The 19,780-nt window shown below is 44.5% G+C and carries 16 protein-coding genes and 1 other RNA gene; 10 read left to right on the top strand and 7 right to left on the bottom strand.

Going from position 1 to position 19,780, the window contains the following annotated elements; genetic code table 11:
- The first annotated feature begins 333 nt into the window (after nt 1-333).
- Nucleotides 334-2,028, top strand: a complete 1,695-nt coding sequence (locus tag ACHUFM_RS08695) for a methyl-accepting chemotaxis protein (protein WP_394181459.1) — start codon at nt 334-336, stop codon at nt 2,026-2,028.
- A 71-nt stretch (nt 2,029-2,099) separates the two neighbouring features.
- Here the strand turns inward: ACHUFM_RS08695 and ACHUFM_RS08690 are convergent, their stop codons facing one another.
- Together ACHUFM_RS08690 and ACHUFM_RS08685 are read right to left on the bottom strand one after the other, a co-directional pair.
- Nucleotides 2,100-3,173 (bottom strand): MBL fold metallo-hydrolase, encoded by a 1,074-nt coding sequence (locus ACHUFM_RS08690; protein WP_394181457.1) that lies wholly within the window; start codon nt 3,171-3,173, stop codon nt 2,100-2,102.
- 263 nt (nt 3,174-3,436) lie between these two features.
- Nucleotides 3,437-3,955 carry a hypothetical protein gene (locus ACHUFM_RS08685; RefSeq protein WP_394181455.1) on the bottom strand — a complete coding sequence of 173 codons (519 nt, stop codon included), beginning with the start codon at nt 3,953-3,955 and terminating at the stop codon, nt 3,437-3,439.
- Between the two features lie 255 nt (nt 3,956-4,210).
- Between ACHUFM_RS08685 and ACHUFM_RS08680 the strand changes: the two genes are divergently transcribed.
- Nucleotides 4,211-4,762, top strand: a complete 552-nt coding sequence (locus ACHUFM_RS08680; protein ID WP_394181453.1) for a hypothetical protein — start codon at nt 4,211-4,213, stop codon at nt 4,760-4,762.
- Between the two features lie 94 nt (nt 4,763-4,856).
- On the opposite strand, the gene ffs is transcribed toward ACHUFM_RS08680, so the two are convergent.
- Nucleotides 4,857-4,953, bottom strand: an RNA gene (gene ffs, locus ACHUFM_RS08675) — signal recognition particle sRNA small type.
- Nucleotides 4,954-5,162: 209 nt separating this feature from the next.
- Here ffs and ACHUFM_RS08670 point away from each other — a divergent pair.
- From ACHUFM_RS08670 to ACHUFM_RS08655, 4 genes are all read left to right on the top strand, one after another.
- Nucleotides 5,163-6,026 (top strand): hypothetical protein, encoded by an 864-nt coding sequence (locus ACHUFM_RS08670; RefSeq protein ID WP_394181451.1) that lies wholly within the window; start codon nt 5,163-5,165, stop codon nt 6,024-6,026.
- The gene (gene hisI, locus ACHUFM_RS08665) at nt 6,023-6,430 is read left to right on the top strand and encodes a phosphoribosyl-AMP cyclohydrolase (protein WP_394181449.1); all 408 of its coding nucleotides are present in this window, start codon (nt 6,023-6,025) and stop codon (nt 6,428-6,430) included. Before ACHUFM_RS08670 ends, hisI begins: the two co-directional genes overlap by 4 nt.
- A gap of 349 nt (nt 6,431-6,779) precedes the next feature.
- Entirely contained in the window at nt 6,780-8,447 is a 1,668-nt protein-coding gene (locus ACHUFM_RS08660) for a methyl-accepting chemotaxis protein (protein ID WP_394181447.1), read from the top strand.
- A 90-nt stretch (nt 8,448-8,537) separates the two neighbouring features.
- Nucleotides 8,538-9,323, top strand: coding sequence for a class II glutamine amidotransferase (locus tag ACHUFM_RS08655; RefSeq protein WP_394181445.1), 786 nt, complete (start codon nt 8,538-8,540; stop codon nt 9,321-9,323).
- Nucleotides 9,324-9,370: 47 nt separating this feature from the next.
- On the opposite strand, the gene ACHUFM_RS08650 is transcribed toward ACHUFM_RS08655, so the two are convergent.
- The 3 genes from ACHUFM_RS08650 to ACHUFM_RS08640 are packed head-to-tail and all read right to left on the bottom strand — an operon-like array spanning nt 9,371 to nt 13,798.
- On the bottom strand, nt 9,371-10,324 hold the full coding sequence (locus ACHUFM_RS08650; protein WP_394181443.1) for an isopenicillin N synthase family dioxygenase: 954 nt from the start codon (nt 10,322-10,324) through the stop codon (nt 9,371-9,373).
- Nucleotides 10,325-10,344: 20 nt separating this feature from the next.
- Entirely contained in the window at nt 10,345-12,645 is a 2,301-nt protein-coding gene (locus tag ACHUFM_RS08645) for an ATP-dependent helicase (RefSeq protein ID WP_394181441.1), read from the bottom strand.
- Between the two features lie 10 nt (nt 12,646-12,655).
- Nucleotides 12,656-13,798 carry a succinylglutamate desuccinylase/aspartoacylase family protein gene (locus ACHUFM_RS08640; RefSeq protein WP_394181439.1) on the bottom strand — a complete coding sequence of 381 codons (1,143 nt, stop codon included), beginning with the start codon at nt 13,796-13,798 and terminating at the stop codon, nt 12,656-12,658.
- A 198-nt stretch (nt 13,799-13,996) separates the two neighbouring features.
- Here ACHUFM_RS08640 and ACHUFM_RS08635 point away from each other — a divergent pair, with 198 nt between their 5' ends.
- The 4 genes from ACHUFM_RS08635 to ACHUFM_RS08620 all read left to right on the top strand — a co-directional run bounded on the left by ACHUFM_RS08635 (nt 13,997) and on the right by ACHUFM_RS08620 (nt 18,293).
- On the top strand, nt 13,997-15,196 hold the full coding sequence (locus tag ACHUFM_RS08635; RefSeq protein WP_394181437.1) for an ABC transporter substrate-binding protein: 1,200 nt from the start codon (nt 13,997-13,999) through the stop codon (nt 15,194-15,196).
- Between the two features lie 91 nt (nt 15,197-15,287).
- A complete protein-coding gene (locus ACHUFM_RS08630; RefSeq protein WP_394181435.1) occupies nt 15,288-17,021 on the top strand; it encodes an ABC transporter permease in 1,734 nt (577 codons plus the stop codon).
- Nucleotides 17,014-17,658: an ATP-binding cassette domain-containing protein gene (locus ACHUFM_RS08625; RefSeq protein WP_394181433.1), complete on the top strand. Its 645-nt coding sequence runs from the start codon at nt 17,014-17,016 to the stop codon at nt 17,656-17,658. Before ACHUFM_RS08630 ends, ACHUFM_RS08625 begins: the two co-directional genes overlap by 8 nt.
- Nucleotides 17,659-17,759: 101 nt before the next feature.
- Nucleotides 17,760-18,293 (top strand): glutathione peroxidase, encoded by a 534-nt coding sequence (locus tag ACHUFM_RS08620; protein ID WP_394181431.1) that lies wholly within the window; start codon nt 17,760-17,762, stop codon nt 18,291-18,293.
- Nucleotides 18,294-18,392: 99 nt separating this feature from the next.
- On the opposite strand, the gene ACHUFM_RS08615 is transcribed toward ACHUFM_RS08620, so the two are convergent.
- The gene (locus ACHUFM_RS08615; protein WP_394181429.1) at nt 18,393-19,712 is read right to left on the bottom strand and encodes a YjiH family protein; all 1,320 of its coding nucleotides are present in this window, start codon (nt 19,710-19,712) and stop codon (nt 18,393-18,395) included.
- Nucleotides 19,713-19,780: the final 68 nt, after the last annotated feature.

Genomic DNA, 19,780 nt, shown 5'->3' with positions numbered 1-19,780 from the left:
CCCAAAAATTAAGAAAGACACCGACAAGCAACTATCGAAAATCACCTATTCGATGACCTTTCCACCACTCATCAATTAGGGCCCATAACAAGAAGCCAAAAACCGAACACCAAAACTTACAAAACGAAAACAAACACCAATAGAATAAAACCAGCCACTACGCATAATAAAAACAGGATATGTGTGTACAAGGTTTAACGGTTATCTCGACGCACACGCCATTGTCGTTTCTGACCTTCATAGCATTATGATGAGCGCTTACATAAAGCATGACCTCGACAATATAACTATGACACTCATGATCAAGTAGCTCTAAATTAAGAGGAAGATTGCATGATATCCAAGCTAAAAATCTCTCATAAATTCTTCATAATGAGCACCATTCAATTGCTGTTAATTATGCTTGTTGGTGGCTTTTCGATTAATCAATTCACGAAAATTGGTCACGAAATTGAAGAAATCGCACATGATCACCTCCCTTTAACAAAAGCCTTAACTCTCATTACTGAACATCAGCTACAACAAGCCATTGCGGTCGAAAAAGTCATTTCTCACGCATTATTAGATGACATTAAAGACAAAGGCGTCTCAGCAGAATCAACGACATTAATTACCGATTTAGAAACCAATATTAAAAAGCTACATGGCGAAATCGTCACCGTTGAAGAAACCATAAAAACATTACAAGCCAATCTCGAAAGCGCTGAAGCAAAGCAAAAATACGACCTCATTTTAGAAGAATTTATCAATGTTGAAGCTGAATTTTTTGAATTGGAAAACATTCTTCTGAATTTTTTAGACACGATTAAGAACAACGGAATCAAAAGTGCTCTTGATTCTATCACTGAGATCGAGCATGCAAATGAGAAGCTGGACGAACACATTATTTCTATTTTGAATGAGTCTCAGCAGTTTGCATTAGATTCGGCCAACATTGCTTTCGACGACGAACAATATGCTGTCAATATCATTACGACCGTCCTAGCGGTTGCCATACTGGTAGGGATCATCATTCCGATCCTAATTGGTCGCTCTATCCTTGGACCATTGAGAAACCTGTTAACTCGCTTAGACGATTTGGTTAATGGGGATGGGGACTTAACCCTTAGAATAAACGTCAAACGCAAAGATGAAGTGGGCGAAGTAGCAAGTAAACTGGATCACTTCATTAGCAAACTCCAAACCACCATCACTGGTATTGCAGAATCCTCAACACGCTTAGAAGACAATTCAGCCAAAGCGTCAATCATAGTGCAGAACACGCTCTCCTCAGTCGACAAGCAAGAAACCGAAACCAGCCTTGTCGCTGAAGCGGTAAGCGAAATGAGTGACGCAACCGAAGAAGTCGCCAGAAATACCATTTCCGCATCGGACGTGGCCACTCAAGTGCTAGAACTCGTTGAAAAAGGCAAATCTACCGCAGAAGAAAACCAAAGAATAACCTCTCAACTATCACGAGACGTACAAGCTACGTCCCACAGCATTGATAACTTAGCCAAAGAAACAGACAACATCGGCGTGGTCTTAGACACAATCCAAGGCATTGCAGAACAGACTAACTTACTGGCATTGAATGCCGCCATAGAGGCCGCACGCGCTGGGGAATCCGGTCGAGGGTTCGCGGTTGTTGCCGATGAAGTACGTTCATTAGCGCAAAAAACCCAAACCTCAACAATCGACATTCAGAAACTGGTGGAAAATCTTCAGGCAGGCGCAAAAGAAGCCATGGACAGTATGAATAAAGGCATCGAAGTCACAGAGCACTGCACCATTATCGGCAAAAAAACAGCGGAACATTTTGAAGAAGTGGTCAGTGCCGTCAATAACATCGCCGATTTAAACCAGCAAATTGCCGCCGCAACCGAGGAACAATCCACCGTAGCAACTCAAATTCTCGACAGTGTTAAAAACATTAGTGAGATCTCTCAAACCACCAGCCGAGACACAGGTAAGGTCGCTACCGTCAACTTCAGCATGGCTGAAGAAGCCGAAAGCCTTAAAAAGCGACTATCTCAATTTAAAATATAACCCCAGCGTCATCCCCCATGAGTCTGCCACTGCAGACTCATGGGTATTCCTCATTAAGATCACCTAAACAATCAAGGCGATGGCTTCCACCAAGTGGACAATGCCGGTACATCGTTTATCGAAAAAATACGACCAAACTCAGGTGTACTTAACGTCACGGCTCGGCGTTTTGATTCCGTGACGACTCGATCAAAAGGGTCATACCAAGTGTGAAAAGCCAAATCAAAAGTACCATTATGAATTGGCATCATCACTTTACCTTGTAAATCGATATGAGCCTGAACACTTTCTTCTGGTGTCATGTGAATATCCGACCAGTCTTTATCATAGGCGCCCGTTTCGACCATGGTTAAATCAAACGGTCCATACTTTTCACCGGTTTCTTTAAAGCCTGGAAAATACCCCGAATCACCACTAAAGAAGAGACGGTATTCGGGCGTTGTAATCACCCAAGCCCCCCACAAGGTTCTATTTCCATCGCCCATACCACGACCCGAAAAATGTTGCGTCGGTGTAAAAGCCACTAAACCTTGTTCGGTGCTCAACTCTTGCCACCAATCAAATGTGACGATTTTATTTGCTTCGACACCCCAAGCAATCAAATCGCCATCAACGCCTTTAGGCACCAAAAACTGCTTACTTTTATCTAATAAAACTTTAACGCTGGCCTTGTCCAAATGGTCGTAATGATTGTGAGAAATCAACACTTTATCAATGGTAGGTAAATCTTCTAGGCGAATCGGTGGCTGATGAAACCGTTTTGGCCCGACAAATTGAAACGGCGATGCACGATCTGAAAACACAGGGTCAATCAGCCAATATTCACCGTGATTTTTTAGCAAGATAGAAGAGTGACCAAGTTTAATAATATGCAGGGTATCATCGCTCAGAGCCTCTAAATCGGTTCGACTCACCGCATGAACTGGAATCTGAATGTCTGGCGTAGTATCCACTTTTTTCTCGGTAAAAAAGCGAATCCATAAAGCTGCCATATCAGTAAAAGATACCGGATGGCGTGGCGCAGTATTATGAAACTTAGCGTCTTTATAGGGTGCTGACGCAACCTCTTTAATAGGAGGGACCTTAGCCTTAATATTTAGATTAACAAGATAAACGGTTAGCACGAGCGCAGAAATTACAGCCACAAAGAGCTTTATCATAAGCATGGGAGAGCCAATTTTAAGTTAAACAGCAGTTCATAATTTGGGCTTATAGAGGCATTTCAATCATAGGATTGTGTGAATAATATGCAAACGACAGCGATAAAGCAGAAAACACAGCAAAGACAAGCAATGATCCTTTCGATAAAAAGTACTAAGACATTCTCCGAATTGTTTATTCACTCGATACCACCGACTAGGCAAACTTAGGCTTAGGCCACCTACCCCCTCGCAATAATGTCATTTTTCTAACAAGACGATAGCGATATCACGGCTTTATTGTCACTACCAAACGTCGCTTTAGCTGACGGCTTGCCTTTGCTACTTATCTCGACCGAAGCATTACGCATTTCCGCACCGATGACACGAATGTTGCCTAACTCACTTTGAGGCAATGTATCGTCAACATCAATGGTAAAACTCACAGAGCCATAAGCATCGATTCGTCCAATACTGACCGATAATACGGAATCGCCATCTTTTACATTAGAGGAAGACAATAACGTTAAATCGCCTCGACTAACCTCAAAAGGTTGAAAAACCTCCACTCCGGCACCCGCTTCAGTCGTATCAAAAATAAGCCGTCCCGCACTGTTCGATAGATCCAAGTTCAACACCAAATTTTGTAACTTACATTGCCCAGTATTACTTAAAACAAACCTATCTTTGGGAGCACTTTCAACAAATACGACCTCAACATCCGCATAACTGAACGACACGCTGCCTAACAATACCAAGGCCAAGGCGGGTAAACGTGCATTTAACATAATGATCGCCTTATAAGGTTGATTTCGACATGACGTAAATTAAACGACAAAACCAACAAAATAGATCACTACCTAACCAAAAAAAGGATTTAAAAACCACCAACAAGCCATTTTCCAAATTGAGTACGTAGGCATACCAACCAGAATTCTCCCCTATAAATGCATCGTCATGACCGCGAAAAAATATCTGTATTGGGACCAAAATACACCACAGCATGATGCCGTCATTTTCTTATTTTACGGAGACTATCTAAGATGGATCAAAACAACCATATTGATTTCGAAGGTCAAGAACATCAGCAAATGATGTATTTTTTTATGCATGAAGATCATGGAGAGTTAAAAATCATAAGAAACACAAAAGAAAGGGATAACAGAGAAATCCACTTTACCGTCGAGCTCTCTACATTGGAGGAAGAAAAGAAGAAGAAAAAGAAAAAGAATATTCGAACGACTGTCACCGTAATAATTGAAAACGAGAGCGAACTAATTTGGGAAGACAGTCTTACTAGCGTGTCATCCATAGGCTATGGAGACATTCATTTACCTGAAAACATGCAAGGTAAAAGTATCATTTATTTACTTCATCATGTCTTTGCGCTAACTGGATTGGAATTAGGTGTTCAAGTATTTGAAGTCAGATCTATCGTGAATGAAGCACTAAATCACATTTGCCCTCAATGTGGTATGGAATGCTCTAACCCTTCCAGTTATGTGGGTGGCTGCAATCATGTTCAAGCGATGTCTCTTAAAAAAGCTCAAAGTCATGGTTGGTGCCTAAAATCAATAAGTAATGATATGCATTGACGATCAACGAAAGCTTAGTCTAATAGTGAAGAAAGAATACAACTTGATTAAGCTTTACTGAGATTAAGAATGGATAGAAAAGATTAGGTGGCATCTCTACCAGCCGCACCTCGGCACACAAGTCCATCGCTGTGGCTGCTTCCTTCCGGACCTGACCAGATTCACGATTTATTGTTGCGAGGGGACCAGCAGAGACACCATAAAGGAGGTCTGTTGACCTTGGGGCGAGATTATACGCGGCCAATTTGAAATATCAACCGCCTTCTTAAGGTTTTTCAAATACTTACCTTCATTGCAAGATATTCGACTCGCTCGACATAGTATGGCTTGTGATTCCTCTGCTATATCCTGCTTTTTAATTAGGGTAAGATACGCGCCATCAGATTTAAGGAGTGGCACGTTGAAGCTATTTGTAAAAAACCTAACGCACGTGGATTTTTCCTACTACGATGCTGAACGTGGATTGTTGGGTGAAAGCTGGCAGACAGACATTGTTCTGACCGGTAAATTAAACGATGAAAGCATGATTTGCGATTTCAGTATCGTTAAAAAACAAATTAAGAAATGGCTGGATGACAACATCGATCACATGCTTGCTATTCCGGCTGAGCATCCAAGCACTCAACTCATTGAACTCGACCATGATCGCGTGTCTTTTCAGTTCGCACATGAAGACGGGCGATATTTCCAGTGTGATGCACCATCACAAGCCATTTGCTCCTTACCGTGCCAGCAAATTACGCCTTCTCTAGCAGCAATTTGGGTAGAACAACAAATTCTCGATCTGTTACCGGCTGAATTGGAAGCGGTCAGTATTCGTTTCACACCAGAACCGATAGCAGGTGCTCAGTACCAATATAGCCATGGTTTAAAGAAGCATGCCGGTAATTGTCAGCGTATCGCTCACGGCCATCGATCCACCATTGAGATTTATCGAGATGGCCAAGCCGATGCAGCGTTAGAAGACGATTGGGCAAAACGCTGGCAAGACATTTATTTGGGCACCCAGGAAGATTTGCAAAAAATCGTCGACATTAATGGTCGACCACACCATTATTTCAGCTATACCAGCCAACAAGGCTTGTTTGAACTCACCATTGATAGTCAACAAGTCTATATGTTGGATTGCGATACCACGGTGGAATCTTTATCCGCTCACGTCGCTTATGTATTAGCCCACGAACATGTTGGTAGCCTCATTGAAGCGCATGGTTTTGAAGGTATTGGAAAAGGTGCCATTTCTGAATATAAGGTAACAAAATGAGTTTAAAAGCCTATGAACATTTAGCCAAAGGCGAGCAATTGCCATTGGACACAATACTAGCCAATTTAAAAACAGACGATGCTGGATTAATTGCGGCCATAGCTCAGCAACACGATACGGGTGAAGTCTTGATGTTGGCTTACATGAACGAGAAATCGATTCGCGAAACCTTAGAAACAGGACAAGTCTGCTACTGGTCACGCTCTCGCCAAACTTATTGGCGCAAAGGTGAAAGTTCAGGTCATCGTCAAACATTGATTTCCATGTCTTTTGATTGCGATGGTGATTGCATCTTATTGCAGGTAGACCAAAAAGGTCCTGCTTGTCACACCAACCGCCGAGATTGTTTCTTCTTCAAAGTAGAAGGGAATCACGTCGTCATCAATTCTGCACCAGAAAAATGATCTGAAGACCAACCAGGCATAACAAACGCACTAAAATTGGGCATAAAAAATCACCAGATCCATTTTATGCCCTATTTTTTAACCATCTTATTTTCTAACCACCTTGCATAACTCAGATCTTGTTATATTCTTTTTATTTACACACTCTTGCCATCTTGCCTATCTCACTTCTACACGCAATAATAATAACAAATTATAAAACAAAGGCCTTAACCAAAAGGTTTCCCCTCCTCTACGACTCCCAAAAGGAGAAAAGCACAGTGAAAAATAAACAGCATTTGTATCTAGATGTAACGTTAACTGGCATAGGGATTGCTCACCTCACGACAAAGACAACTCAGGAGCAACCATGCTAAATTTGTCCGTACGCACCAAAATCCTTTCCCTAATTGCTCTATTCTCCATTGTCATCATTGGCTTGAGTATTAGCTCGGCACTATCCAGTAAATCCGTCTCTTCTGAATTGCAAAGCCTTTCCTCGCAAAGTTTGCAACTGGTGAAGCATCTGGAAAAGAGCCGCCAACTACTATTACAACAATCCGTTGAATTTGAACGAGGCTATTTCCAAGTATCGATCGCCAAATCCATGGGGGGTTATGGTACTGAGCTGATCGCTGAATCGGAAGAAAAATTCAAAGCCTATACTGACGAACTACTGACCAGCATTGACAGCGTAAAAGGCATTCTAAATGAGATGCCAGAAAATGACGGACTAACGACTCTATTAGGGCACATTGATTTATTGGAAGAACAACAAGCGACCTTCTTAAAAGCCAGTACCGAAACCTACGGTTGGTGGATTAAACTGAAAACACTGCAGGCCAATAAAGCTCGCCGAATTGCTGACGCCAGCCTTGAAAGCGTGAATGCTCAAATGGAAATTATCATCAGCTCCATCAATGAATACAGCAATCAAGTGGCCGACAATCAAAACAGTAAATTGGACCAAACCATCTATGCAAGTGGTGGTTTAGCCGCATTACTCATCATGATTGGCGTCACCATCAGCTTATTAATCATCAATGGCATCTGTCGTCCTCTTATTAAAGCGGTTCGTCGCGCAGAAGGCATTGCCTCCGGGGATTTATCGCAAGAACCGGTTAACAGCAAACGTACAGACGAAATCGGCATGTTAGAAACCGCTATGGACAAACTGGTTGTTCAACTCAGTAGCATTCTTCACGATGTGGCCAAGTCCAGTGACATGCTAACCAATGCCGCCAACGACCTGAACCGTATCACAGATGAATCTTCCGACATGGTGGATCGTCAACAAGAAGAAACGCAATTGATTTCTCAGGCCATCAGCGAGATTCAGGCCACGGCGGTCCATGTCTCGGAATCCACAACGGATGCCAGTAATGCGGCTCATGATGCCGAAACCGCGGCCAATGAAGGGGCAGAAATTGTCACCAGAACCATTAACAGCATTCAAGAATTGGCAGAAGAAATCGCCGGATCAGCCCAGACGATCAATGAATTGCAAGTGAACACCAATGAAATCAGCAACATTCTGAATGTGATTTTAGGCATTGCAGAACAAACCAACCTGCTGGCCTTAAACGCGGCGATTGAAGCCGCACGAGCGGGCGAACAAGGCCGAGGCTTTGCCGTGGTAGCCGACGAAGTTCGTCATCTCGCGCAGAATACTCAGGATGCCACTCAACAGATTGAAAAAATGATCACTCTGCTGCAATCCGGCACCTCTTCTGCCGTTGCCGCGATGACATCAAGTCATCAACGCTCAACCAATGCCGTAGAGCAAGTGAAACACGAAGAAGAATCGTTATTAAACATCAATCAGTCGGTGTCTAAGATTCGAGAAATGAACGACCGCATTTCAGCCACGGCGGAAGAGCAAGCCTCAGTTACTGCCGAGGTGAACCGAAATGTGTCGAACATTACAAGCATTACAGAAAAAACCACCAACTCGATTCACTCAATCAGCCAGTCGGCTGGGCAGCTGGCCAATTTGGCAAAACAACTTTCAAACAAAATCAGTTACTTTAATGTCTAATCATTAAGATACCTGCAGAGCAAAAGGGAGACATATCGTTTCCCTTTTATCTTTCTAGCCTTATCGGCTTCTTGCAGTCAGGAGAGCAATATGTGTCGTTGGATGGCCTATCAAGGGAGCGAGGTGTACCTTGAGTCATTGTTATTTGAACAGGAGCATTCACTCGTTCACCAAAGTCTGAGCGCGAAAAAATCCGAAGTGACCGTCAATGCCGATGGCTTTGGTTTAGGTTGGTATGATGAGCGTAGTGAACCAGGCTTATATCATGAAATACTGCCAGCATGGAGCGACAGTAACCTAAAAAGTCTCGCGAGACACATCAAAAGCGGTCTCTTTTTTGCTCATGTTCGTGCCTCCACTGGCACCGCCACCAGCCGCTCTAACTGTCACCCATTCAGCTATAAGAACTGGCTGTTCATGCACAACGGACAAATTGGAGGTTATGAATCCATTCGTTATCAGCTAGATCGACTGATTCCAGAATCCCTCTATGGTGAACGCCAAGGAGCAACCGACTCTGAAGTGATTTTCTTATTGATGATTGCCAATGGTTTGGAGCAAGATCCAGAACAAGCCATTGCCGACACCTTGGCACAGATTCTCGACATCATGAAGCAAAAAGACATTCAAGAACCGTTGAGGTTTACCTCTGTGGTATCCAACGGTGATGAAATGATCGCCATTCGCTTTTCCAGTGACGAGCAAGCGCCCAGCCTCTACTGCAAAGCATTTGAAAACCACATTGTCATTGGTTCCGAACCGTTAGAACTGTCCAATCAAGGCTGGACATTGGTACCGGCAGGGCATATTGCGAAAATCAGAGGCAATCAATATCAGATTCAAGCGCTACCCGATCTAATGAAATTGAGCGCGTAGCGCGCTCAATTTCATTGCTGACCGTCAACGCTTCTAACAACCACTTTTTAGTGCTTGTCTTCTCGATACGCATAAGTGGCATCAAATCGCGATTGAATCCAATCTCCCGCTAGAACTTTTTCATACTTAGCGGGCTTACTTTCAGACTGACAACTTGGCACACAACTCACTTCCGTCTCATAGTCAGGCTCAACAAAGAATGGAAAAGAATAACGATGCACATCCGGTAAAGATGCCCGCACACGATGAGCGGTCGAGACATATTCGTCGTTTGTCCAGTGCTGCATTAAATCACCGATGTTTACCACTAAAGCATTCTCTATTGGTGTAGCATCCACCCACTCACCATGGCGATTTTTCACTTGCAAACCACCAATTTGATCTTGTAGCAACAAGGTCACACAACCATAATCTGTATGTGCGCCAGCACCATTATCATGAGCCGCTTCAGGACGTGGCGGATAGTGGATCATGCGCAGCACAGTGACGTGATCAGTAAAGCAACGAGTAAAGAAATCATCTTCTAGAGACAAGGCTTGTGCCATGGCCGTTAATAATTTTTGCGCCACCTGAAACGTCTCTACGTAATAGTCTTGCAAAACTTCAACCGTGGCAGGATCACTTGGGTTTTGGTTTGGCCCATACATGGTCGGGTATTTTGATACCAAAGGATGATCTGTTGGAAAATCCAACGCCATATCAAAGGTTTCTTTCCAGTCCGCATGAGTCACTTCATCAAGCTGTTCTTCACCAATGTTGCCATAGCCTCGGTGATTAGGGCTGTTTTTGATATCAATGGCATTTTTAACCTCTTGAGGCTGGTTAAAAAAACGCTTTGCCTCGCGCATCAACGCCTTCGTCAAAGACGCAGACACTCCGGTGTTGGTTAGATAGAAAAAGCCGATTTCACGACAAGCCTTATCTAAGGCTTTCACTTCTGCTAAGCGTACTGAATCACTTTGATGCGTTAATTTGGCTAAATCGATGAGTGGAATGGACATATAACGTCTCCTGTTACGGATTAACTCCGTGAAGAAAGCTTCACTAATTTCGTATGTTTTGGGTTAAATCGCTTCAACCCGGCTTCGCCAAAATCAACAATAATCATCTGCCTATCGTCTTCTTCTTGTCGGACAACCACCCCTTGACCAAACTGATCATGACGTACCTTGTCCCCCGGCTTGAGTCGCCCTTTACCAGCCACTTTATGACGAAAAGTGACATCAGGAGAAGGCTGAACAAACGCCAAGTAGCGCTGAAAAACAGAGCCTTTTTCCGTATCAATCACATCACCATTGCGAGCCTGATACCAAGCCTCGCAAATCTGGCTGACCGCATGAGGCTGAGCCTCAAATATAAAACGGGATAATGACAACGATTTTAAACCGGCTCGGGGAATGCTCCCCAGCTTCATTTGTTTGTTCTCTTCCGCACTCGGTGTTTCCAATAGCACCAGTTTCTGACGTGCTCGCGTCATGGCTACATAGAATAAACGCCGCTCAGCCGCCAATTCATTGGCTGCTTGCTTGTCGATCGCACTCAAGTCTTCTTCATAATACGGAAACCGACCTTCCTGCAATCCACACAAAAGTACTTGCCCAAACTCCAAGCCTTTGGATTTATGGATCGTCATCAGATGCACACCTTGTGCCACATCAGACTGGCTTTCGTTGAGGCTGGCAAGTTGTTGTAAAATGCTCGCTGCATCGCCTCCAACCCCTCGCACGTAAGCAATAAACGCCTCGCAGGTAGCGATTTTCTCCTGTGCTTGTATGTCTTTACTACTGGTACTTTCGAAATAGCGATAAATTCCCAACTTTTCCATCGTATGCACCAAACCTTGCGCTGGATCCTTGCGATATGCACTTAAACTTCGCAACCAATCCGCTCTTTCATACAGCTTCTTCGCACGCCAACCATCACTCGCATCGGCCATGTTTTCAACAATCTGCGGAAACAAATGTGGCGACTGTTTCGCTTGCTGAATCAGCTGCCGCCGTTGCGCCACCGCGCCACCTAAACTGGGCACCGTTAATAGATACTCAACATCGTCGGTATGAAAAAAATGACTTGCTACTTCAAGGCCACCCGCCATCACAGCGAGATACGCCATTAACATACGAATTTGGCGGTTCTCTAATAAGGGCGAATCACCATGTAACTGATACGGCACGGCTTTGTGCATCAGCGCCAATTGCACTGGTACCATATCACTGTATAAACGCACTAAAACAGCACAGTCAGTTAAAGCTTTGCCCTCTTCAACCCAAGCTTTTAGTTCCCCTAATAAGGCTTTACCTGTTTTTGGCGATTTGGCAAAAGACACCCGTGTCCGTTCACCAAGCCCCACCACTAACGCCTCGGGATCATTCTCACTGATGACACTTGACGCCATTAGCCCGATAGCATGACCAAAGCGAAAACTGGTACTCAATGGGTAGGTTATTGTGCTGGCAAATTCCGCATCAAATTGACGCGCCATAATATCAGGGCTAGCGCCACGCCATTCATAAATGCATTGCTGCACATCACCCACAATCATCCATTGACAAGGCACTGGGTAAAGCCGTTTTAACAATTCATACTGACAAGGATTGATGTCTTGAAATTCGTCAATCAATAAATATTGAAAATTGGGGACTAAAGCGCGCACACGCTGTAAATCTGGTTCAGATAAATCACTAACCAATTGATAAGGGTCGCTTAACAAATCGGCGAAAAAACGTATATTCTGGCGCTGGCGCAGCCCTTCTAATTCGTCAAACAGAGCCACAAAAAAATGGCGTTCCTTCGACCAACCCAGTTGCTCAAACACATCATTTACTGACAAGTTCGACGCTTTTACTTGATCAATAAAAAGTAATACGTCTTCCAACCACTCTTTCTCATCTTGAATGGTGATTTTTTCGCCGCGCTTTAACAGCCGTGACATGGCCTCTCGCAACAACTTAATTAAGCTAAAATCGTCTGTCAGCAATTTAGCGGATGCCAACCAATCTTGCTGCTCTAAGCGACGACAAAAGCGCATACCAAAAGCGTGAAAGGTCATCACACTCGGTGAGCGAATCCCTTGTGGCAGGAGTCGCTGACTCAGGCGTTGGGAAAACTCTTCTTGCGCACTTTTGTTAAACATAAAGACGCCAATTTGTGACGCGTCTATGCCTTGCGATAATAAATACTCAATACGTGAGATGAGTGTCGTGGTTTTACCTGCGCCCGCCACCGCAATGACCTTCGCTGGCTGCTGCAAATCATGATGAACCACCGCCAATTGCTCAGGGGTTAAATTCAGTGACTGGGTAGAAAATGGAGTATCGGTCAAAATAACAGGCCTAGTCTTCAAATAAATGACCGATTTCACGGTGAGCGAGATGTTCTTTACCCGCGATCTTAGCAATGGATTCGCCACACATCACCAAACGGCGTTGCACTCTGGCAAACAACACGCCGTTGGCACGAGAGACTAATGGATAATGCGACGCTTCCACATCATCGTCTAGTAAATTCACCACCTCACCAATCACTTCACCCGCTTCCACAGACTCGCCGATGGCTTTGTGATAACAGACAATCCCAGCACAAGGCGCTTTCACCAGATCCATGGCATCCAATGGGTAATAGTTAACAGCCGACACATCGGGTTCTACAACAACGCCTTGTATGACATCTCGATATATCAAGTAATCGTACAAAGCCTGCGCGTCTTGGTCTGCAAACTCATGACTAATGTCATTTTCCCCTCGTAATTCCACAGTCAAAGAACGACATCCCCAGGGAATTAAATGCGCATAATGAGCTTTTAATGAGCGCCAAACACTGACATTGGTTTCATCAAACGACGCCGCGCCGGATTCCAGTTCAGATAGACCTACAGTTGAATTTAAAAGCCCTAATAAAGGTTTGAAATAGTCTTCAAATTCTTGCGGTACATAAGCATGCATACAAGCTTCACCAGAACAGTGCAAATCAATCACTTCGTCCGCGTCCATCGACAAAGCCAATAAGGTCTTTTTCATCCCTTGCAACTCCGTCATTTCTGGTAACAAAGCCAATTCTTCACGAATTGCTTGACGCACTATGGATACATTCACTTCGGTTTCAGCGGCCACATCTCCCTTAATGCGCTTCTCTACCTTTTCCCCTAACCGAGGCCAGTTACGATTAAAATTGCCACCGCCATCAGAAAAAGCAAAACGACCAGGAATATAGCCATGGAAATTCTGCGCCAAGCCAATCGGATTCGCCACCGGCACGATAATCACTTCACCTTTAATCCACCCAGCTTGCTCGGCTTTTTTCAACCTGGCGATCAGCTTATTCAACACTAGAAAACCGGGCCATTCATCGGCATGAAGACCCGCTTGAAGGTATATTTTAGGACGAGCGCCAGCCTCTCCAAAATGATGCGCTTTCAGTACTCGTTGAGTACCGGGAGAAGCACTGGGTAAGACGTGAGAATAAATTTGGTAAGACATACAACCTCGAACTTGATGGAGCACTAAAATAATAACCTTGGCTCACAAAATAAATTCGTCCATGTTACGCTAAATCACCGTGTTAATAAAAACCAAATACTATAATAAAATCAGTGTAATAAATGGCTCATGTGGTACGTCTAAATCCTAATAGCACGTTAAACATGTGACATTCACCACAAAAATCAGGAGCACAGAGTGATCAAGTCCATCCTAGCCGCCTCCATCAGCAGCGCTTTATTATTTACATCCCCAATCACCAAGGCTGATTGGCAAGACATACAGCAAGAAGCTCAAGGTCAAACCGTCTATTTCAATGCTTGGGGTGGTGCAGACAACATTAATCAATATATTCAATGGGCCGCTGATCGTATTGAAGACCAATATCAAGTCACCTTAAAACAAGTAAAACTTACCGACACGGCCGATGCGGTGAACCGTGTATTAGCCGAAAAAGCGGCAGGACAAGACAAACAAGGCTCTATTGATCTTATCTGGTTAAATGGCGAAAATTTTCGTGCCATGAAAGACAATCAACTCTTGTTTGGGCCTTTTAGCCAAGCTTTACCAAACTACCAACGCTACATTGACGAAAATGCCCGTCAGAGTTTGACTCAGGATTTTGGTACTCAGGTAGACGGCATGGAATCCCCATGGGGTATGGCGCAAGTCATTTTTATGTATGACACAGCCACACTGTCGACACCGCCCAAATCCATGGCTCAATTATTGGCTTACGCACAGGACAATCCAGGACGCATTACTTACCCTGAACCACCACAATTTTTGGGTTCAACTTTCTTAAAACAAGCACTTTACGAACTGTCTCCCCATCGCAAAGTCTTATCACAACCGGTTGATCAAGTGGACTTCAAAAAAGTCACCGCGCCACTCTGGGCCTATTTAGACCAATTACACCCTGTGGCTTGGCGCCGCGGTCAAAACTTCCCCTCTGGTTCTGAGGAAATGATGCGCTTACTCGATGACCAAGAAATCGATGTGGCACTGAGTTTTGATGTCTCTGCTGCATCGGTACAAATTGACCAAGGCAATTTGCCAGATACGGTTCGCTCTTATGTGTTCCAAGGCGGTACCATAGGCAACACTCATTTCTTAGCCATTCCCTATAACAGTAGCGCCACCGCAGGCGCGCAAGTGGTGGCCAATTTTTTACTGTCACCAGAAGCTCAGATCCACAAACAAACCCCGACGGTTTGGGGTGATTTAAGTGTCTTGTCTTATGACAAACTCAGTACGGCAGATCAGCAAAAATTTGATGATTTACCGCGCGGTATCGCCACGTTATCCATTGAAGAGCTTGGCCAAACCCTACCAGAACCACACAGCAGCTGGGTGAGCGCGCTCGAGACAGAATGGCGTAAGCGTTATGCACATTAACACCGCTTACTAATAAACGAACTCACGTGTTGAGAAATGCCATTTCATCAACACGCTTTTTTCAATTTTTGCTCTGGAATATCACTGTTTTATGCCAACCAAATACCGTCGTATGACCACTGGGCTAATTTGCGCTTTATTACTTCTGCCCATTTTAGCCGGACTGGTTGGCACCTTACTGCCTGCTTTTCACTATTTTCCGCCACTTGGGGAAACCAAATTTTCTTTCGCCGCGTGGCAGAATCTGTTCAGTCACACCGAATTTTTCGCCAGCCTCAAGCTCACTCTGATCACTGGCATTCTAGCGTCTATTATTGCTCTTTGGCTGGCTCTAGCCTTATTAGCTTGGGGGTATGAAAAGCCGTTTTTTAGGCCCATTGAAAACCTTCTTGCGCCTATTTTGGCCATTCCTCATGCTGCTATAGCAATCGGCTTAGTGTTTCTCCTCAGCCCATCTGGCTGGCTAGTACGCTTATTCAGCCCATGGCTCACCGGCTTTGAACGACCACCGAATTGGATCAGTGTGCAAGACCCTTATGGGCTTTCTCTGATATTTGCCTTAGTCATAAAAGAGATGCCCTACTTACTCTTTGTGATGCTGGCCAGCATGAAAAGCATTCAAGCACGCGACAGCTTGCAAGCTTGTCAATCACTAGGCTATGGTCGTTTTACCGCTTGGCGTAAGGTTTTGATTCCCCAACTTTACCCTTTAATCCGTTTACCTTTATTTATCGTCATTAGCTTTAGCCTAACGGTGGTGGATTTGGCATTGATTATTGGTCCAAATACTCCTTCTACCTTAGCCGTTACCTTGTTTCGCTGGTTTAATGATCCTGATTTAACAATGCGATTTAATGCCAGCGCAGGCGCCATCAGTTTAATGCTGGTGATTGTCTTCGTGCTCGCCGGTTGGGAGTTAAGTCATCGTTTCTTAGCAAAACTGACTCGTGCTGAGCGAAGTAACGGCAAACGACGAGGGCTGTCTGATTATCTGTTGTCCCTTGGCGCCATGTTGGCGTGTTTGAGTTTGCTGGTTGGTCTGCTGGCTCTGGTCATATTGCCCATCTGGTCTCTGACCAAACGCTGGCGCTTCCCGGATGTTTTCCCTGCCACATGGACATTGGACAATATAGAACGCGCCACACCTTTGTTAATGGAACTCACCAACAACACACTGCTCATTGCACTGGTTAGCACGTTACTGGCGAGCGTGATTAGCCTAATCATGTTAGAAATCAAACGCGTGAGTCATGGCCCATCACAATACTCATCAAACCGACCATCACATGTTTTTGATTGGCTTATCTACGTGCCGATCTTGTTGCCACAAATTGGCTTTCTATTTGGCCTACATGTGTTGTTAATCCACCTCAACCTAAACGGTGATCTCATCACCGTGATGATGCTGCATTTTTTATATGTGTTACCTTACGTCTACCTCACACTAAAAAACCCGTATTTGGCTTACCATCAGGCCTATCTCGAACAAGCAAATCGACTCAAGCCCTGTATTTGGCGTAATTACCTCACGGTTAAACTGGCCATGCTTAAACCCGCTTTGTTCACCGCTTTCGCCATTGGCTTTTCGGTCAGTGTGGCACAGTACCTTCCCACCCTGATTGCCGGTGAAGGACGTTACAGCACCTTAACCACCGAAGCGGTAACACGGGCCGCATCCAGTGACAGAAAGCAAGTGGGCAGTATGGCGTTGTTACAAACTCTGTTTCCTATTTTCGTCTTTTGGCTTGCGTTGGTGGTGCCACCACGCTGGACGAGATGGCGACTGGCCTTTAACTCTCTCTTTATAAGGACGACTCGTGCTTAGTGTAAATCAGTTTTCATTAACCCTAGGTCAGCAACCTCTGATTCAAGACCTAAGCTTTCAGATCCAGCCTGGGGAAGTTTTGTCGATCATGGGCCCCAGTGGCATAGGAAAATCCAGCCTATTGCACTTTTTAAGCGGCACCTTAAACCGCTCGCTTAACGCCAGCGGTCAAGTGTATTTGGACAAGCAAGCCTTACAGGATCGCCCAACCAATAAACGCAAAGTGGGATTGTTGCAACAAATGCCACTGCTGTTCCCTCATATGAGCATCATTGAGAACTTACTCTTCGCCATACCTGCGCATATGCCGAGCAAAACGCGCCAACAAAAGGCATTACAAGCGTTAGAAAAACTGAGCATTCCTGACAAAGCCAATGCCTTGCCATCAGAACTGTCTGGCGGACAACAAGCACGCGTCGCTTTACTGCGCACCTTATTAGCTGAACCGGACTACCTACTCTTGGATGAACCCTTTAGCAAACTCGACCCCGCCCTGCGTCGTGACGTGAGAGCCTTTGTACTAGAGCAAATTCGCCAGTCAAATATACCAGCCTTATTGGTCACACATGACCCAGAAGACGCCAAAGCCATGCAAGGGCGATGTTTAGATCTAAAACCCTTTAAAATGAAAAAGTAGCATTGTTTACGCATTGATACCCTGATCCAGTAGCGATAGTGAGATACGCTAACCAACACCATATTCGCCCAATATCGCAGGGGCATCTGAAGGAGAGCAGAATGAGTACCGTACTGAACCATACCGTTAACAACATTCAAGGCGAGCCAGTCGATTTATCCCACTACCAAGGCAAAACATTACTCATCGTCAATGTGGCCTCAAAGTGTGGCTTAACCCCTCAATACGAAGGATTAGAAGCACTTTATAAAAAATATCACCAACAAGGTTTTGAAATTTTAGGCTTTCCTGCCAATGACTTCGCAGGACAAGAACCCGGTTCCGATGAAGAGATTCAACAATTTTGCAGCCTTACCTATGACGTCACCTTCCCCATGTTCAGCAAACTGGTTGTCACCGGTGAAGACAAGCACCCTTTATATCAAGACTTAATCAAAGCTGTCCCTGTCACACCAAACCGTGAAGCCATGGAAAGTATGCTTAAGCAGCATCAAATTGAGCCAACCGCTGCTCCAGAAGTGGTTTGGAATTTTGAAAAATTCCTCATCACTAAAAATGGTGACATAGCCCGTTTTGCACCGGATACCACACCGGACAATGAAATACTGGTCAGTGCCATCGAAGCAGATTTGTAGAAGCCCTCGTCTCTTCCACCAAAAAAGCAGGAATATACGTATTCCTGCTTTTTGTTTTACGCCATCAAAATACCCGACAAAAGAGCATTAGAAGACACTCTAGCCGACAAATTGCTCTGCCCAAAAGGCGACAGGAGAAGCCATTAATATGGTCAATGCCACACGCTGATACCACACCATTAACATTTGCTTAATGTTGAGCGGAATGTCTGTCGACAAGATACAAGGAATGGAAGCAGAGAAGAATAGAATCGATGAAATCGATACAACACCCACCACAAATTTCACCACAAACACACTTTTCGCCGCGATTAAGGTGGGCAAAAACATCTCAGCTAAGCCAGTTGCAGAAGCGGACGCCACCATCATAGGATCTGGCAATTGCGCAATCCATGCAAACGGATACAACAAGTAACCCAACCACTCGAAAATCGGTGTGTATTTGGCCAACAACAAGCCCAACAAACCAACGGACATAATAGAAGGCAAAATACTCATCGCCATCACCATACCTTCTTTCAAGTTTTTCCAAATGTTCGTGCCAATACTGTCTGCCTGAGTGGCTACGTCTACCCCTTCGATCAAGGCCTGCTTAAACCGTGAATGCTCAAAGTTTTCCGTTTCTCGGTTGGCGGCGGTATCGTCCATTTTACTAAGGGGGAAAATTCGCACTGTGATAGCGGTTACCACAAACGTAATGAGTAACGTCGACCAAAAAAATACATTCCAAACCGACATCAGCCCCAATGTTTTCGCCACAATCACCATAAAGGTGGCCGATACCGTTGAAAAACCGGTTGCTATAATAGCGGCTTCTTTGGCCGAATATTGACCCGATTTATAAACGCGATTGGTGATTAGCAAACCTATCGAATAACTGCCCACAAAAGACGCCACCGCATCAATAGCAGATTTACCAGGGGTTTTAAACAAAGGCTTCATGATGGGTTGCAACAACACACCGACAAATTCCAACAAACCATAGCCGATTAAAAAAGCTAAGAATACCGCGCCAATCGGCACAATAAGCCCAACAGGCACCACCAATTTGTCGAATAGGAATGGCAGCATATCTTTCTCAAACAAGAAATCTGGCCCCATGGACAAAAATGCCATAAACGCCATTACGACACCCAGTAATTTCAGTACAGACAAGACTATCTGTGTGGTAGAGGCTCGCCAATTCCCTTTATAAAAAGGGTAAAGCCCACCAGCGACCACGGCAAGCAATGCGTAAAGCTTAGCCAATTCTAGATGATGACCACGTATCCAAGAGACAATGTGATCTAACGGGATAGTTTCTTTTCCTGCGATTTGGATAGGAACAAAAAAGAAGAACAGACCAATGGCACTAAACACCACCAGCTTAATCAATGAGGACCAAGACAACTCTTTCGCTTTAAGATCGCTCGTATTCATAACGGATTTCCTTTAAAAGTGATCGTTCACATCAAGAAAAGCAAAAATCACACCAATTTGTATATACA

Origin of the sequence: Marinomonas posidonica, from assembly GCF_043643765.1 — a bacterium.
Classification (GTDB): domain Bacteria; phylum Pseudomonadota; class Gammaproteobacteria; order Pseudomonadales; family Marinomonadaceae; genus Marinomonas; species Marinomonas posidonica_A.
This window is presented reverse-complemented; position numbering and strand designations above follow the sequence as displayed.

Coding starts and splice junctions, on each gene's coding strand:
- ACHUFM_RS08680 (WP_394181453.1), top strand. CDS start 4,211: ATGGATCAAAACAACCATATTGATTTCGAAGGTCAAGAACATCAGCAA.
- ACHUFM_RS08630 (WP_394181435.1), top strand. CDS start 15,288: ATGCCAACCAAATACCGTCGTATGACCACTGGGCTAATTTGCGCTTTA.
- ACHUFM_RS08685 (WP_394181455.1), bottom strand. CDS start 3,955: ATGTTAAATGCACGTTTACCCGCCTTGGCCTTGGTATTGTTAGGCAGC.
- ACHUFM_RS08695 (WP_394181459.1), top strand. CDS start 334: ATGATATCCAAGCTAAAAATCTCTCATAAATTCTTCATAATGAGCACC.
- ACHUFM_RS08620 (WP_394181431.1), top strand. CDS start 17,760: ATGAGTACCGTACTGAACCATACCGTTAACAACATTCAAGGCGAGCCA.
- hisI (WP_394181449.1), top strand. CDS start 6,023: ATGAGTTTAAAAGCCTATGAACATTTAGCCAAAGGCGAGCAATTGCCA.
- ACHUFM_RS08650 (WP_394181443.1), bottom strand. CDS start 10,324: ATGTCCATTCCACTCATCGATTTAGCCAAATTAACGCATCAAAGTGAT.
- ACHUFM_RS08655 (WP_394181445.1), top strand. CDS start 8,538: ATGTGTCGTTGGATGGCCTATCAAGGGAGCGAGGTGTACCTTGAGTCA.
- ACHUFM_RS08615 (WP_394181429.1), bottom strand. CDS start 19,712: ATGAATACGAGCGATCTTAAAGCGAAAGAGTTGTCTTGGTCCTCATTG.
- ACHUFM_RS08640 (WP_394181439.1), bottom strand. CDS start 13,798: ATGTCTTACCAAATTTATTCTCACGTCTTACCCAGTGCTTCTCCCGGT.
- ACHUFM_RS08660 (WP_394181447.1), top strand. CDS start 6,780: ATGCTAAATTTGTCCGTACGCACCAAAATCCTTTCCCTAATTGCTCTA.